General features: G+C 53.5%; 12 protein-coding genes and 1 pseudogene. 8 read left to right on the top strand and 5 right to left on the bottom strand.

The annotated features are described in order from the left end of the window. The first annotated feature begins 159 nt into the window (after positions 1-159). From cydD to infA, 4 genes are all read left to right on the top strand, one after another. Positions 160-1,926: a heme ABC transporter permease/ATP-binding protein CydD gene (gene cydD / locus ACSZO4_RS19690; RefSeq protein ID WP_437890735.1), complete on the top strand. Its 1,767-nt coding sequence runs from the start codon at positions 160-162 to the stop codon at positions 1,924-1,926. Next, on the top strand, positions 1,927-3,648 hold the full coding sequence (gene cydC, locus ACSZO4_RS19685) for a heme ABC transporter ATP-binding protein/permease CydC (RefSeq protein WP_437890733.1): 1,722 nt from the start codon (positions 1,927-1,929) through the stop codon (positions 3,646-3,648). It begins immediately after the preceding gene. 106 nt (positions 3,649-3,754) lie between these two features. Further along, a complete protein-coding gene (aat, locus tag ACSZO4_RS19680; protein ID WP_437890731.1) occupies positions 3,755-4,456 on the top strand; it encodes a leucyl/phenylalanyl-tRNA--protein transferase in 702 nt (233 codons plus the stop codon). A 286-nt stretch (positions 4,457-4,742) separates the two neighbouring features. Next, positions 4,743-4,961 (top strand): translation initiation factor IF-1, encoded by a 219-nt coding sequence (gene infA, locus ACSZO4_RS19675; protein ID WP_002211347.1) that lies wholly within the window; start codon positions 4,743-4,745, stop codon positions 4,959-4,961. Positions 4,962-5,115: 154 nt separating this feature from the next. Here infA and clpA read toward each other — a convergent pair whose 3' ends face one another. Both clpA and clpS read right to left on the bottom strand, forming a co-directional pair. Beyond that, positions 5,116-7,392, bottom strand: a complete 2,277-nt coding sequence (gene clpA / locus ACSZO4_RS19670) for an ATP-dependent Clp protease ATP-binding subunit ClpA (RefSeq protein WP_437890727.1) — start codon at positions 7,390-7,392, stop codon at positions 5,116-5,118. A 31-nt stretch (positions 7,393-7,423) separates the two neighbouring features. Further along, positions 7,424-7,744 (bottom strand): ATP-dependent Clp protease adapter ClpS, encoded by a 321-nt coding sequence (clpS, locus tag ACSZO4_RS19665; protein ID WP_437890726.1) that lies wholly within the window; start codon positions 7,742-7,744, stop codon positions 7,424-7,426. Positions 7,745-8,072: 328 nt separating this feature from the next. Here clpS and cspD point away from each other — a divergent pair, with 328 nt between their 5' ends. Next, positions 8,073-8,294 (top strand): cold shock-like protein CspD, encoded by a 222-nt coding sequence (cspD, locus tag ACSZO4_RS19660; RefSeq protein WP_437431279.1) that lies wholly within the window; start codon positions 8,073-8,075, stop codon positions 8,292-8,294. Between the two features lie 66 nt (positions 8,295-8,360). Here the strand turns inward: cspD and macB are convergent, their stop codons facing one another. Both macB and macA read right to left on the bottom strand, forming a co-directional pair. Further along, positions 8,361-10,304: a macrolide ABC transporter ATP-binding protein/permease MacB gene (gene macB / locus ACSZO4_RS19655; RefSeq protein ID WP_437890725.1), complete on the bottom strand. Its 1,944-nt coding sequence runs from the start codon at positions 10,302-10,304 to the stop codon at positions 8,361-8,363. Then, positions 10,301-11,416 carry a macrolide transporter subunit MacA gene (macA, locus tag ACSZO4_RS19650; protein WP_437890723.1) on the bottom strand — a complete coding sequence of 372 codons (1,116 nt, stop codon included), beginning with the start codon at positions 11,414-11,416 and terminating at the stop codon, positions 10,301-10,303. Before macA ends, macB begins: the two co-directional genes overlap by 4 nt. Positions 11,417-11,577: 161 nt before the next feature. Between macA and ACSZO4_RS19645 the strand changes: the two genes are divergently transcribed. Next, positions 11,578-12,534 (top strand): VirK/YbjX family protein, encoded by a 957-nt coding sequence (locus tag ACSZO4_RS19645; protein WP_437890722.1) that lies wholly within the window; start codon positions 11,578-11,580, stop codon positions 12,532-12,534. Here ACSZO4_RS19645 and ACSZO4_RS19640 read toward each other — a convergent pair. Beyond that, positions 12,531-14,189 carry an ATP-dependent endonuclease gene (locus ACSZO4_RS19640; RefSeq protein ID WP_437890721.1) on the bottom strand — a complete coding sequence of 553 codons (1,659 nt, stop codon included), beginning with the start codon at positions 14,187-14,189 and terminating at the stop codon, positions 12,531-12,533. The two genes, ACSZO4_RS19645 and ACSZO4_RS19640, sit on opposite strands and share 4 nt — an antisense overlap. A gap of 345 nt (positions 14,190-14,534) precedes the next feature. On the opposite strand from ACSZO4_RS19640, the gene aqpZ reads away from it, so the two are divergent. Together aqpZ and ACSZO4_RS19630 are read left to right on the top strand one after the other, a co-directional pair. Beyond that, the gene (gene aqpZ / locus ACSZO4_RS19635; RefSeq protein WP_437890720.1) at positions 14,535-15,230 is read left to right on the top strand and encodes an aquaporin Z; all 696 of its coding nucleotides are present in this window, start codon (positions 14,535-14,537) and stop codon (positions 15,228-15,230) included. Positions 15,231-15,492: 262 nt separating this feature from the next. Continuing rightward, positions 15,493-16,347: pseudogene (locus ACSZO4_RS19630) on the top strand (hydroxylamine reductase); the annotation flags it as partial. Positions 16,348-16,422 lie beyond the last annotated feature (75 nt).

The raw sequence follows: 16,422 nt of genomic DNA, 5'->3' as shown, positions 1-16,422 counted from the left end.
TCAGTCCGTTAATTGCACTGACTTAATTAGATCAAAGTCCCGGCCTCACGGCCAGGACTTTGTCAGCAGTCTGAGGCGACTATAAGTCGCCTTTATTTTTGCGCCGATGTAACATTGCGAAGCTAAAAAATTCTGATAACTTCACCTGCAAAGCGCGCAATGAATAAAACACGTCAACAAGAATTAACTCGCTGGTTAAAACAGCAAAGTGTCCTCTCCCGTCGCTGGCTGATGATGTCCCGCCTGCTCGGCGTGTTGAGCGGTCTTCTGATCGTCGCACAAGCCTGGATGCTGGCAAAAATCCTTAATCATTTGATTATGGAGAATATTCCTCGGGAGGCATTATTGCTTCCTTTCACTTTGCTGGTACTGGTGTTTATCCTGCGCAGTTGGGTCACCTGGCTTCGTGAGCGGGTGGGTTTCCATGCCGGCGCACATATCCGTTTTGAGATCCGCCGTCAGGTACTGGACAGACTCCAGCAAGCCGGTCCGGCCTGGATCCAGGGTAAACCTGCCGGCAGCTGGGCCACGCTCATCCTTGAACAAATCGACGATATGCATGATTTCTATGCCCGCTATCTGCCCCAGATGACCCTGGCGGCAAGCGTGCCTTTGCTGATTGTGGCCACATTATTCCCGATTAACTGGGCGGCGGCTTTAATTCTGCTGTGCACAGCACCGCTGATCCCGCTGTTTATGGCAATGGTAGGCATGGGCGCTGCTGACGCCAATCGCCGCAATTTTAAAGCGCTGGCACGTCTGAGCGGCCATTTCCTTGACCGTTTACGCGGCATGGAAACCCTGCGCATCTTCAATCGCGGCGCCGCTGAAACCGAAAGCATTCGTCTGGCATCGCAGGATTTTCGTAGCCGTACAATGGATGTGCTGAAACTGGCTTTTCTCTCGTCAGGGGTGCTTGAGTTTTTCACTTCGCTGTCGATAGCCCTGGTGGCGGTCTACTTCGGCTTTTCTTATCTTGGCGAACTGAACTTCGGTCATTACGGGGCTGGCGTGACGCTGTTTGCCGGTTTTCTGGCGTTGATACTGGCGCCGGAATTTTTCCAGCCGCTGCGTGATTTGGGCACCTTTTATCACGCCAAAGCGCAGGCCATTGGCGCCGCCGACAGCCTGAAAACCTTTATGGAAGCCCCGTTAGCTCATGCCAGACGGGGTGACATAACCCTGAAAAGCGGTGACGCCATCAGCATTACCGCCGAGGATCTGATGCTCAAATCCCCCGAAGGATCAGTGCTTGCCGGCCCGCTCAACTTCACGTTGTCAGCCGGGCAGCGGGTGGTACTGGTCGGGAAAAGTGGTTCCGGGAAAAGCTCGCTGATTAATGCGCTTTCCGGTTTTATCCCTTATGACGGTTCATTACGAATTAATGGCGTGGAACTCGCCGATCTTGAGCCGGATGCCTGGCGTCAATTAATCAGTTGGGTAGGCCAGAACCCGCAACTGCCAGCGGCCACGCTGCGGGAAAATGTTCTGCTCGGCAGACCCAACGCCAGCGATGCCCAGTTGCAAATGGTGCTTGATAAAGCCTGGGTGAGCGAATTTTTACCTCTCTTACCTCAGGGTCTGGATACGGCAACTGGCGATCAGGGCGCTCGTCTTTCCGTCGGTCAGGCACAGCGGGTGGCGGTTGCACGCGCGCTGCTGGACGAGTGCCAGTTGCTACTCCTTGACGAGCCAGCCGCCAGCCTGGACAGTCATAGCGAGCAACGGGTCATGCAGGCACTGAATGACGCCTCTTTACAGCAGACAACGTTGATGGTGACACATCAGCTCGAAGGCTTAACCGACTGGATCAATATCTGGGTTATGAAGGATGGACAGATCATCGAACAAGGGACTTTCGCCGAGCTGGCTCAGGCTGAAGGGGCATTCGCGGCCCTGCTCGCCCATCGTCAGGAGGCTTTCTGAATGCGCGCACTCCTCCCCTATCTCGCCCTCTACAAACGCCATATCTGGCTTCTGAGCCTCGGCGTTGTGCTGGCGATCATTACCCTGCTTGCCAGTATTGGCCTGCTCACGCTTTCGGGCTGGTTCCTGTCGGCATCCGCGGTCGTCGGCGTTGCCGGCATATACAGTTTCAACTATATGCTCCCGGCAGCCGGCGTGCGTGGCGCGGCGATTATTCGCACCGCAGGACGTTACTTTGAACGACTGGTCAGTCACGATGCGACCTTCCGGGTGCTTGAGCATCTGCGAGTTAGCACCTTTAGTAAGCTGCTTCCGCTGTCACCAGCAGGCCTGGCTCGTTTTCGCCAGGGCGAGTTGCTCAATCGTGTTGTTGCCGATGTGGATACCCTGGATCACCTCTACCTGCGCGTTCTGTCCCCCTTAACAGGGGCGTTGGTGGTCATTCTGGTGGTGACGCTGGGGCTCAGTTTTCTGGATGTCGCCCTCGCATTAACTCTGGGCGGTATTATGCTGGCAACGCTGATTATCCTGCCGCCGCTGTTTTATCGTGCCGGAAAGCCCGCCGGGGAAAATCTGACCCATTTGCGCGGTCAGTACCGCCAGCAGTTGACCAGTTGGTTACAGGGCCAGGCGGAACTGACGATTTTCGGCGCCAGCCAGCGTTACCGCGAGCAGATGGAAACCACCGAACTGAACTGGCATGACGCCCAGCGTCGTCAGTCCGATCTGACCGCGGCGTCGCAGGCGGTGATGTTGCTTATCAGCGCCACTGCGGTGATCGTCATGCTATGGCTGGCTGCCGGCGGCGTCGGCGGAAATAACCATCCAGGCGCACTCATAGCTCTCTTTGTCTTTTGTGCACTGGCCGCGTTTGAAGCGCTGGCACCCGTGACGGGGGCATTCCAGCACCTTGGCCAGGTCATCGCATCGGCGGTGCGCATTACGCAAATCACCGATTGCCCGCCAGAGGTAACATTTCCCGATACCTCTGACGCCGCGCCTGCGCAGGTCAATCTGCGTCTCGACAGGGTATCATTCGCTTATCCTGGCCAGCCTCAGAACGCCTTAAATAGCTTATCTTTATCGCTTTCAGCCGGGGAACATATTGCCGTTCTTGGGCGTACCGGGTGCGGGAAATCAACGCTTCTGCAACTGCTGACCCGCGCATGGGATCCACAGCATGGCAGTATCCTGTTTAACGATGTCCCCCTGACCCAACTCAGCGAACCGGCCTTACGCGCCAGCATCAGCATGGTTCCGCAGCGCGTCCATCTGTTCAGCGCCACCCTGCGTGATAATTTGCTGTTAGCTGCACCGCAAGCCAGCGATGAAACACTCACCGCCATGCTGACCCGTACCGGCCTTGAGAAGTTGCTGGAGGATAACGGTCTGAATGCCTGGCTGGGTGAAGGTGGACGTCAGTTGTCCGGCGGCGAGCTGCGTCGTCTGGCGATTGCCCGCGCCTTATTGCATGACGCGCCGCTGGTCCTGCTGGACGAACCCACTGAAGGTCTGGACGCCGAAACCGAAAGCCAGATCCTTGATTTACTGCATAACGTAATGAGAGAAAAAACCCTGCTGATGGTCACCCATCGCCTGCGTGGTTTGTCACATTTTAATCAGATAATTGTGATGGACAACGGGGAAATAATTGAGCAAGGTAATCACGCAGCGTTAATGGCGAAACAGGGGCGTTACTACCAGTTTAAGCAGCGTCTGTAATCAGCTATATCGTCATTTTCCTCACGCCGATGGCCCTAAAGTGCAGAGTGAAGATGACGATATACATTATGAATTACTCCTTGTCGCGTTGTGGAGCGTTGTAGTCATGCGCCTGGTTCAGCTTTCTCGTCACACTATTGCTTTTCCTTCGCCGGAAGCGGCGTTGCGTGAACCCAACGGATTGCTGGCTCTCGGTGGGGATCTCAGCCCTGCACGGTTATTGATGGCCTATCAACGCGGTATTTTCCCCTGGTTTTCACCCGGGGATCCGATCCTGTGGTGGTCTCCCGATCCCCGCGCCGTTCTGTGGCCGGCGGAATTTCATGTCAGCCGGAGCATGAAGCGTTTTCACAAGACTCAGCCCTACCGCGTAACCATCAACCATGCCTTTGGTCGGGTGATTGATGGCTGTGCGCAAGACCGTCATGAAGGCACCTGGATAACCCCGGATGTGGTTCTGGCCTATCATCGTCTGCATGAGCTGGGCCATGCTCACTCCATCGAAGTATGGTATGAAAACGAACTGATTGGCGGCATGTACGGCGTGGCGCTGGGCACGCTTTTTTGTGGCGAATCAATGTTCAGCCGCCGGATCAACGCCTCCAAGACCGCATTGATGCTGTTTTGTGATGCCTTCAGCCGCGCCGGTGGCCAACTGATTGATTGCCAGGTGCTGAACTCACACACCGCATCGCTGGGTGCGGTGGAAATACCTCGCCGCGATTACCTTGAGCTGCTTGATATCGCCCGCCAGCAGCGTCTCCCCTCTCATTTCTGGGTACCACGGGAACTGTTTTTGCCTGGCTGATGAATGTTTTCGGCACATTTTTTATCAGGGTGTTATAATGGTCGCTCAGAGCAGCTTCTGCCTGTTACCCGCCATTATTCGGGAAGCTCGTATCAGGGACGTCCTTCATCTACTTTATCGCTCCCCTTTACGATGCGCGTGATGCGCGTCCTGATTTTGGCATGAGGGTAATGCGCAAAAGCCGTTTTACTGCGTTTTATCAGCACAAATCTTTACTTAACAGACGAACTTGGGCATTATCTTGCCGGTTCAAAAAAAATTGGTAGTGATACCCCCCGAGGATTAGATGGCCAAAGAAGACAATATCGAAATGCAGGGCACCGTTCTGGATACGTTGCCTAATACTATGTTCCGCGTAGAACTTGAAAACGGTCATGTGGTCACTGCGCATATCTCCGGTAAAATGCGTAAAAACTACATCCGCATTTTAACGGGCGATAAAGTGACTGTAGAGTTGACCCCGTACGACCTGAGCAAAGGCCGCATTGTCTTCCGTAGTCGTTAATAGCCGATAGTCACGACACCACGTGCGAAATTCTAAAAAGCCGGACATCTGTCCGGCTTTTGTCGTTTTATTCTGTAAAACGAACATAACATTCAGGTGTAAAAAAACCGGACTTAACAAGCCCGGTTTTTTATTTACGCGGTTCGCGGCTTACTTAATGCGCTGCTTCTGGTTTGTGCTTTTGCGCACTCTGGAAACCATATTTCAGTTCATCTTTCTCCAGCGTCACCGTCACCTGCCCGCCATCAACCAGCGTGCCAAACAGCAGTTCGTTAGCCAGCGGTTTCTTCAGGTTGTCCTGGATAACACGCGTCATCGGACGCGCGCCCATCGCACGGTCATAGCCTTTTTCTGCCAGCCAGTCGCGAGCTTCCTGACTCACTTCCAGCGACACGCCTTTTTGATCCAGCTGCACCTGGAGTTCGACAATAAACTTATCGACCACTTGGTGGATAACCTCGGTTGAGAGGTGATCAAACCAGATAATGTTGTCCAGACGGTTACGGAACTCCGGCGTAAAGATCTTCTTGATCTCCTCCATCGCATCGGTGCTGTTATCCTGGTGGATAAGACCAATGGATTTACGCTCAGTTTCACGCACCCCGGCGTTGGTGGTCATCACCAGCACCACATTGCGGAAGTCAGCTTTACGCCCGTTGTTATCGGTCAGCGTACCGTTGTCCATCACCTGCAACAGCAGGTTAAAGACATCCGGATGCGCTTTTTCAATTTCATCAAGCAGCAGTACCGCATGAGGATGTTTAATGACCGCATCGGTCAACAAACCGCCCTGATCAAAACCGACATAACCCGGAGGCGCGCCGATTAAGCGGCTGACCGTATGACGTTCCATATACTCAGACATATCGAAACGCAGCAGCTCGATGCCCAGCGCTTTGGAAAGCTGTACCGTCACCTCGGTTTTGCCGACGCCGGTTGGCCCGGCAAACAGGAACGACCCTACCGGCTTATGATCCTGACCCAGACCCGCACGGCTCATCTTGATGGCTTCGGTTAAGGCCTCAATGGCTTTATCCTGACCAAAGACCAGCATTTTCAGGCGATCGCCGAGATTTTTCAGCGTATCACGATCGCTTTGCGACACGCTCTTCTCAGGAATACGGGCAATGCGCGCCACCACCGATTCAATATCCGCGACATTAATCGTTTTCTTACGTTTGCTCACTGGCATCAGACGCGCACGCGCACCGGCCTCATCGATCACGTCAATGGCTTTGTCCGGCAAATGACGATCGTTAATGTATTTCACCGCCAGTTCAACCGCAGCACGCACCGCTTTCGCGGTATAACGCACATCGTGGTGCGCTTCGTATTTCGGTTTCAGACCATTGATAATCTGTACCGTCTCTTCAACAGAGGGCTCAGTAATGTCAATTTTCTGGAAGCGACGCGCCAGCGCGCGGTCTTTCTCAAAAATATTGCTGAATTCCTGATAAGTCGTCGAACCCATCACGCGAATTTTACCGCTGGACAGTAATGGTTTGATGAGGTTAGCCGCATCAACCTGACCGCCCGATGCCGCACCGGCGCCAATAATGGTATGGATCTCGTCGATAAACAGGATACTGCTGGTGTCCTGCTCAAGCTGTTTCAGTAGCGCTTTGAAGCGTTTCTCAAAATCACCACGGTATTTCGTCCCGGCCAGCAGAGAACCAATATCCAGCGAGTAAATGGTGCAATCGGCCATAACTTCCGGCACATCGCCCTGCACAATACGCCAGGCGAGCCCTTCGGCAATGGCAGTTTTACCTACCCCGGATTCACCCACCAGCAGCGGGTTATTTTTACGCCGACGGCAAAGGACCTGGATCGCGCGTTCAAGCTCTTTGTCACGACCGATCAGCGGGTCAATTCCGCCAACGCGAGCAAGCTGATTAAGGTTGGTGGTGAAGTTCTCCATACGTTCCTCCCCGCCTGCTTGCTCTTCGTTATTATTGGCCTGATTGCCGGAATCAGCAGAAGATTGCCCCGGCTCGTCTTTACGAGTGCCATGGGAAATAAAGTTCACCACATCAAGGCGGCTCACTTCATGTTTGCGTAGCAGATATGCCGCCTGGGACTCCTGCTCGCTGAAAATTGCCACCAGCACATTCGCCCCGGACACTTCGCTACGACCGGAGGACTGAACGTGAAACACCGCGCGCTGAAGGACACGCTGGAAGCTGAGCGTCGGCTGAGTGTCACGCTCCTCTTCACTCATCGGCAGGACGGGTGTGGTTTGTTCGATGAAGGCTTCGAGTTCTTGTCGCAACGCCACCAGGTCCACAGAACACGCTTCCAGCGCTTCGCGAGCCGAGGGGTTACTGAGCAGCGCCAGTAACAAGTGTTCGACGGTCATAAACTCATGTCGGTGCTCACGCGCTCTGGCGAAAGCCATGTTTAAACTGAGTTCCAGTTCTTGATTGAGCATTGGCACCTCCCCCAAATGTCATGCCTGAAAATCAGGCCTTTTCCAGCGTACACAACAACGGATGCTCGTTCTCCCGGGCGTAATCGTTCACCATAGACACTTTCGTTTCTGCGACTTCGGCGGTGAAAATTCCACAAATGGCCTTTCCACGATAGTGCACAGTGAGCATCAGTTGCGTTGCTCGTTCTACATCATAAGAAAAGAACTTTTGTAGCACGTCAATAACAAATTCCATCGGCGTGTAATCATCGTTCATTAACATAACTTTATACATGGATGGCGGTTTTAGCGCGTCACGCAGTTTTTCTTCCGCCAGGTGGTCAAAATCCAGCCAACTATTGCTTTTGCCCATCGTCAGTTTTCATCTTAGGTTACAGGTTCCGGCGATGTTCAATCGACCGATTACATGATTCAAGATGTATTTTAAATCTACATCAGGTGTCAGATAACTATCATCTATCGTTGCCATTCGCGACGGCTGTCACAAACCCCTTCAATAGCGTTAACTGCTTCAAATTTTTGATTGATACACCCCTCAGAACCTCCGGCAAACGCTTGACGCGTTGCCCGATTTCTCTAAATTGTACAGTCGAGAGTTGGCGAGGTTTTGAACAACCCCCAAACTCTGCCACCGGTTCATTCCATCTTACTTATATAAGATTTACGAAGGATGTCGAAGCATGGAAACGGGTACTGTTAAGTGGTTCAATAATGCCAAAGGGTTCGGTTTTATTTGCCCTGAAGGCGGCGGCGAAGATATCTTCGCACATTATTCCACCATTCAGATGGATGGTTACAGAACGTTAAAGGCCGGGCAAACTGTCCGGTTTGATGTACATCAAGGCCCTAAAGGCAATCACGCCAGCCTTATCGTGCCTCTTGAAATGGAAGCCGTCGCCTGACGTCACTGCTTTCATTGTGTACATCCCGCCGTCAAAATGCCAGTCCAGTCGACTGGCATTTTTTATTTACTCGCGGGCCAGGGCATCCACCGGATCGAGCCGTGCAGCATTACGGGCGGGTAACCAGCCGAAAAGCACGCCGGTAAAGGTTGAGCAGATAAACGCCGTAATCAGCGCAACCGGAGAAAAACCAATTTCCCAGCCGGGCAAAAAGAGCTGCAGCGTAAAGGCAATAGCCATTGATAACGCCACACCCAGCGCTCCACCAACCAGACAGACCAGCACGGCTTCAATCAGAAACTGCGCCAGCACATCGCTTGCCCGCGCGCCAACCGCCATCCTGATACCAATCTCCCGGGTACGCTCGGTAACCGACACCAGCATGATGTTCATCACCCCAATCCCCCCGACCAGCAGCGAAATCACCGCCACCAGGGTTAAAAACAGCTGAAGAGTACGTGTGGTCTTTTCTGCCGTTTTCAAGAGACCGTCCATATTCCAGGTGAAGAAATCTTTCTTACCATGACGGAGCGTGAGCAGACGTTCAAGCTGCTGCTCAGCCTGAGTACTACCGTAACCGTCATTGACACGCACGGTGATGGAGTTTAGCCAGGACTGCCCCAGCACCCTCGCCGAAAGGGTTGAATAAGGCAACCAGACGCGCAGGATCTTGCTGCTGCCAAACATTGACTGCTTCTCCTGCGCCACGCCAATCACCGTCGCGGGCATATTGCCGACCAGCACCGTTTCACCCACCACTTTCGCTTTATCCGGGAACAACTGACGGCGCGTATTATTGTCGAGAACCACCACCTGCGCCCGCCCGTTTTGTTGCTCCTCGTTAAACGTGTTGCCTTCGCTAAAGGTCATGCCATAAACGTTAAAGTACTGGCTACTGACTCCGTTGGCGCTTGCCGCCACGTCAATATTGCCTCTGCGCAGGCGCAGGTTTTGCGAAATGGAAGGGGTTGCCGAACGTACCCATGGCTGCTTCTGAATAGCCACCAGGTCATCATATTTCAGCGCCTGCTGGAATTGCGGGTCATCATCGCCAAAATCTTTACCGGGATAGATATCGATAGTGTTAGTGCCGATCGCCCGAATATCCGCCAGTACCAGCTGTTTCGCGGCATCCCCGACCACCACAATAGACACCACCGAGGCAATACCGATAATGATCCCAAGCATCGTCAACAGGGTGCGCATCTTATTGGCGGCCATCGCCCGCCACGCCATCATTAATGCTTCGCGAAAACGCCCCATAATTTGTCCCCAGCCGCTGGCATTGACGGGGGCAGTATTGCGAGAGCCGGGTGCAACAGAGACCTGAGCGGGGGGATTACTGAGGATCTCGCCATCGCGAATTTCAATCACCCGCTGGGCTTGCGCCGCCACTTCCGGGTCGTGGGTGACGATAATGACCGTATGCCCGCGTTCCCGGAGTTGATGAAGGATCGCCATCACCTCTTCGCCAGAACGGCTGTCCAGCGCGCCGGTGGGTTCATCGGCAAGGATCACCTGACCACCGTTCATTAATGCCCGCGCAATACTGACACGCTGCTGCTGCCCACCGGAGAGTTGTGACGGCGAATACTCTTTCCGCTCGCTCAGACCAAGCCTGGCCAGCAACTGCCGGGCACGTTCCAGCCGGGCTTTGCGTTCAACGCCGGCATAGACCGCCGGGACTTCAACATTTTGCGCGGCGGTTAAATGTGACAACAGATGGTAACGCTGGAATATAAAACCAAAGTGCTCGCGGCGCAGGCGAGCAAGCGCGTCACTGCCCAGCGTTGACACATCCGTGCCCGCCACGCGATAAGTGCCGCTGGTTGGCTTATCCAGGCAGCCGAGAATATTCATCAGCGTCGATTTCCCCGAACCCGAGGCACCGACAATCGCCACCATTTCACCGGCATGGATCTGCAAGGAAATGCCTTTTAGCACCTCCACCGGTCCGTCGCCCGATGGGTAACTACGGCGAATATTGCTGAGGTCGAGAAGTGCCGTCATTGCACGCTACCTGGCAGGGTGGAGGTAATAATCACTTCATCACCCGCCTCAAGACCTTTGGTCACTTCCGCATCCGTATCGTTACGCATACCGAGGGTGATTTCGCGCTCCCGCACATCGCCATTACGCAGGAGTTTCACCTTATAACGGTTGTCACCCACCGGATCGCCCAGTGCGGCCAGAGGAACCGTCAGGACGTTCTTCACCCCGTTCAGTTGAATATGCACCTGTGCGGTCATCTCCAGGCGCAGCACCCCCTGCGGATTCGGTACTTCAAAACGCGCATGATAAAAAATCGCGTCGTTCACTTTGGTGGGCGTCGGCAGGATGTCTTTTAACTTGCCTTCATAGCGGGTTTCCGGGTCGCCTAAAACGGTAAACCAGGCTTTTTGACCGGGTTTAAGGTGGATAATATCCGCCTCAGAAACCTGCGCTTTCACCAGCATCGTGCTCATATCGGCCAGAGTAAGAATGTTGGGCGCCTGCTGAGCGGCAATCACCGTCTGCCCTTGCAGCGTGGTGATTTCCGTCACCTCTCCGGCCATCGGCGCCACAATGCGGGTGTAGTCAAGATTGGCTTTAGCCGTATCGAGGGTCGCCTGATTACGCTGGATCTGTGCATCAATGGTGCCGATTTTCGCCTCTTTCACCGCCAGATCCGTTGCGGCGCTGTCCAGATCCTGACGTGATACCAGATGATTTTTCGCCAGTTGCTGCTGGCGCTCCAGGGTGACGCTGGCCAGTTTGCGCTCAGCCTGGGCCTGAAGCCGTTGCGCGCGCAGCTCCATAAGCGTGGCATTGACCTCTTTGATCTGGTTTTGCGCCTGCTCGGGATCAATAACCCCCAGCAGTTGATCCTTTTTCACCTTATCGCCAATGCTGACCGACAGCGTTTTTAACTGTCCACTCACCTGCGCCCCGACATCGACTTTACGCACCGCATCCAGCTTGCCCGTTGCAAGCACACTTTGCGACAGCTCACCTGGGCGCACAATCAACGTCTGGTATTGCGGAACGGGCGCATTCAATTGACGCCATAGCCAGAAAGCGGCCAGTGCGATTATCACGATCGCCGCCAGCCCCAGCTTTTTGCGTTTTCCCTTCAAATTCATAAAAATTCCTGATTTCCTGACTCAAGCAACGGGTGCCAATAATAACCAAACCCGACCTTAACGAAACCTACTGTTTTGTTTTTCCCGCATGTTTATTTACCTGGCGTTGACGCAGCATCTGATTCAATACGCGCATTACCTCTCTTTAGATCGGATATTTCATGTCTGTTCTTACTGATATCACTTCACAAAACCCGGCCATGACCCACACTGGCTGGCAGCTTTTTTGCGCTCTCGCTCGCGGCACACTTAAACCCGGACTCGCCTGGCAAAATCCAGCCTGGCGGCGCAAATTTTTACTGCGCTCGCTCTGGACGCCGCTCAGTACCGCCGCGCTGCTGAAAGAGTTGGCCAGCCATCCGGATCTTCTGTCTATGCTTTATGCCCAACCGGGCTTACCCTGCAGATTGCATCGTCCATGGCTTTCGCTGGTGATGAGCAGGCAACAAACACTGGCGGCGCTGGCCTTTCACTACCAAACCTTCACGGCGAGTTTACCCGCCGCCGTTCGGCAAAATTACTACACGCCGCAGGGCGTTATGCTGGCAAAGCTCGCGGGGAAAAACGGCGAGTATTACAGCATTCAGTTGCTTGCCGAGGCCAATATGGACAAAGAAGGCGAAGCAACGCTGGTTTTCAGCGACGAAAACCAGATCCCGCTGGCGAAAATGACCTTCGCGCTTTGTGAATACGCAGGTAAACGTACGCTGTTTATCGGCGGCCTTCAGGGAGCAAAAAACAATGTGACCCATGACGTCATCCAGCTTGCCACTAAGGCCTGCCACGGCCTGTTTCCAAAGCGTTTGCTGCTGGAAGCCTGTACTGAACTGGCCAGCCTTTGGCAACTGGAAAGTCTCCTTGCGGTAGGCAACAGCACGCATATCTATCGCAGTTGGCGTTATCGGCAGAAAAAACAGGGCAAGCTATTCGCGGATTACGACAGTTTCTGGCACTCAATGAGCGGCGAGCAGGATCGCGATGGCCTGTTTCATCTCCCTTTAACCCTTTCCCGTAAACCGATGGATGACATCGCCAGCAAAAAGCGCGCGGAATATCGTCGGCGCTATCAACTGCTTGACGATTTACAGACACAAATCAGGCTGGCGCTACAGGCTTAATCCGCCCGCCCACGCGCCAGCCAAAGCACCCGTGAGAACATTTTACGTAACAGATGCGGCACGGCGTCGGTGCCGCGACGTCCTGCCTCCATCGCCACCTCAATCGCCAGGTCAGGCTTTGACGAGCGGTGGATGGCTTTGGTGATTATCCGCCGCATATTCATCGGTACTTTGTCCGGTAACTGGGCGACCCGATGATAGACATCAGCAAAGCCTTCACGGTACATAAAGTGCTCCATATCCAGCCCTGGCAGCGCCGTCAGATGATCGCGTAAGTGGTCGCCATCGCCATTCAGCAGAGCGCGCACGGTTGCTGCATATTTCTTACCGGCCTCATCACCATCAACCAGCACATGCCACTCAATGCCCATCCGGCGGGCAAACTTGATCAATGGCTTTAAGCCCGACTGGGCAAACTCAATCACTTTCACCCCTTCGGCGTCGAAGTGATGTCCACACTGGCGGGCGAATTCATTAATGATCCAGGTTTCCGTCTCCCCTTCCACCAGCAGCCAGCAGCGGGCAAACAAAGACGAAGCACGATTGAAGCGGATATGAAACGCAATACGTCGCCCCTCGTCAGCATTCATGCCCTCCGGCCCTAATCGCCAGGCTGCGACACGTGAGGATTCCCTGACCAGCCGACAAACATGCTCCACCGGCGTTAGCGAGAGCAGCTCACCGGAATTGGTGGTGGTCACCTGCTGTAACGGCAGCAGGTTGAACAGATGCCAGGCGACGGAGAGCATTATTGGATGCAGTCGCGTTTCCGGATCCTCCACCAGCAGCAGAGGACGCGCGTCTCTGTCCAGCTGAACATTGCCCCGGGCCTGCAAAAGGGTGGCAAAGAAACTCAACAAAATGACGCGATACATGCGCCCACCGGGTTTATCAATCGCCCGGTTGATAATATCCAGATACCGCCAGCTGCGTTGCTCATCATGGGAATGCCGACGCATCAGCCGCTGATGGGACGGGCCACTGCCCTGCTCGGCAAAATAGTGTTCAAGCAACTGCACCATCGCCGACAGACCATGACGGATTTGTGCATCTGACAGCTTCTGCGGATGCGAAATTAACTCGTGGGAAAGGAAATCCAGCTGTTGCGCGGTGGCTTCGATTTCCGGCATCAATGGTGGACGACCGCCATGCATGCGCCGCATAAAACGCGCATCGCGCAGACGCAGGACAGGCATGAGCCGGATAAGATGGTGCGCGAAGCTGTCGATATTCTCCAGCACTAACGGTAAGCCCTGGGCGTCGAGAAAGGAGCGTAACGTCATGACGCTGCCATCTTCTGCCAGTTCACCTTCCAGGCGATAAAACAGGCGGTGGTGGTCATCCTGACCGGCAACCCAACACGCTCCCAGAGGACGATAACGTCTTACGCGGTGACGGCCGGGCTCTGATTCGCGAAACGTCAGAATAATGTGCAAATGGTGTTCACGTCCCCGAACATCGCCCGGCGGAAACCAGAAATCCTCACGCACAAAATGATAGAGCGTCTCTTGTGGAGAGAGTAACAGGGTTAAAGCATCCAGCAGACTTGATTTGCCCCAGGCATTCTCACCGATCAGTACGTTGTTCTGCTCCAGCATCAGCGACAAGCGATTGATACCGCGAAAACCTACTATATCCACCCGCTCCAGAATCATAGTCCCTCCGGCAAATATGCTTTTTTTCCATTAAGTTACCTTGAGTATAGCGGGATGGCGCGGGAGATACACGGCGCAATACGAGCAAAAAAATGAACAAGAAAATACCTGAGGTTCCCTCCACGCAGCGTGAAAGATATATTCAGAAAAACATCTTCATACGAAAGTATTTAATTTTTCGCATTTTCATCTGAGCCAACTATAATTGCATCACCTTGCCCTAAATCAAACTCAGGCCATTTTTTTAACTGGTTTGCACCCTGCGCATGTTTCTAAAATAGCAACACTTCAGCCAGCCTTATTATTGCTGACTGGTATCTGATGATATTTTTTAGCGAGGAAATTATGTTTAGAAAATTAGTGGCCGAATGTTTCGGGACATTCTGGCTGGTATTTGGTGGCTGCGGGAGTGCCGTTCTGGCAGCAGCATTTCCTGAGCTCGGAATTGGTTTTGTAGGCGTTGCGCTGGCATTTGGCCTGACTGTTTTGACGATGGCTTATGCCGTGGGTCATATTTCCGGTGGTCATTTCAATCCGGCAGTCACTCTCGGACTGTGGGCCGGTGGACGTATTCCGGCAAAAGACATTGTGGGTTATATCATCGCCCAGGTCATTGGCGGTATTCTCGCCGCCGCGGTGTTGTATCTTATTGCCAGCGGCAAAGCCGGTTTTGACGCCGCAGCAAGCGGTTTTGCCTCCAACGGCTACGGTGAACATTCGCCGGGTAATTACTCTCTGCTATCAGCCGTCGTTATTGAAGTGGTACTGACCTGCGGATTTTTACTTATTATTCATGGGGCAACAGACAAAGCCGCGCCAGCCGGTTTTGCGCCTGTTGCCATTGGCCTGGCGTTGACGCTGATCCATTTAATCAGTATTCCCGTCACCAACACTTCTGTTAACCCGGCGCGCAGTACCGCCGTGGCTATTTTCCAGGGTGGCTGGGCGCTGCAACAATTATGGTTATTCTGGCTTGCTCCGATTGCCGGCGGTATTTTAGGCGGTATTCTGTATCGTACCTTACTGGAAAAGAACGATTAATCCTTTTTGATTCAATCGTTGCCGGGTTAAATGGCAATTTAACCCGGCACATAATATCCGAAAAAGTTTCAGGTATTATTCCTGTTATTATTTGTGATACCCCCTGGCTGTACATAACCCTTTCGTCGTAGTTTTAAGCGACTAAAATTGCGCTAAATCAAGATCTCCTTCATTCGCCAAAAAAACGCTTTTAAGCGACGACACACCCGCCCAATCTTAAACATGCATTTCAAATACAATTTTAAGCTTATAAGGTGTCATTATGTTTTGTGTGCAATGTGAACAAACCATTCGTACCCCGGCAGGCGATGGCTGCGCGTGGGCGCAGGGTATGTGCGGCAAAACGGCCGAAACATCAGACCTGCAAGACCTGCTGATCGCCACCCTCCAGGGGTTTTCTGCCTGGGCTATCAAAGCACGTGAATACGCCATTATCGAGCATGACATTGATAGCTTCGCCCCGCGCGCGTTCTTCTCCACGCTCACCAACGTGAACTTCGATTCGGCGCGAATCGTCGGCTACGCCCGGCAAGCCATTGCGTTGCGTGACGCGCTAAAAGCGCAATGTCTGAGCCTGGATGCTAACGCCGCCGTTGATAATCCAATGGCCGATTTACAGCTGTTGAGCGATGACCTGGGCGACCTCCAGCGCCAGGCCGCCGCATTTGCCCCAAACATTGATAAAGCGGTAATCGGGGAAAATATCCTTGGCCTGCGTCTGTTGTGCCTGTACGGCCTGAAAGGCGCTGCGGCATATATGGAACACGCCCATGTGCTGGGCCAGTACGATAATGATATCTACGCGCAGTATCATCGGATCATGGCGTGGCTGGGCACCTGGCCTGCCGATATGAATGCCCTGCTCGCCTGTTCGATGGAAATCGGTCAGATGAACTTTAAAGTGATGAGCATTCTGGACGCCGGTGAAACCAGCGCTTACGGTCACCCCACACCCACTCAGGTCAACGTTAAGGCCGTAGCCGGTAAATGCATTCTGATCTCCGGTCATGATCTGAAAGATCTGCACAATCTGCTGCAACAAACCGAAGGCACTGGCGTCAACGTCTATACTCACGGCGAAATGTTACCTGCCCACGGTTACCCTGAGCTGCGTAAAGGAAGGTGCGATTTAATCGTCAGTTATGAGAACATAAGGCTTTCTTTGCCATAGATTTTTCACGATGCCCGCACT

Origin of the sequence: Phytobacter sp. V91, assembly GCF_965644225.1 — a bacterium.
Lineage (GTDB): Bacteria > Pseudomonadota > Gammaproteobacteria > Enterobacterales > Enterobacteriaceae > CBFFRJ01.
Note: the sequence above shows the minus strand (reverse complement) of the source record. Positions and strands in the feature narration are given on the sequence as shown.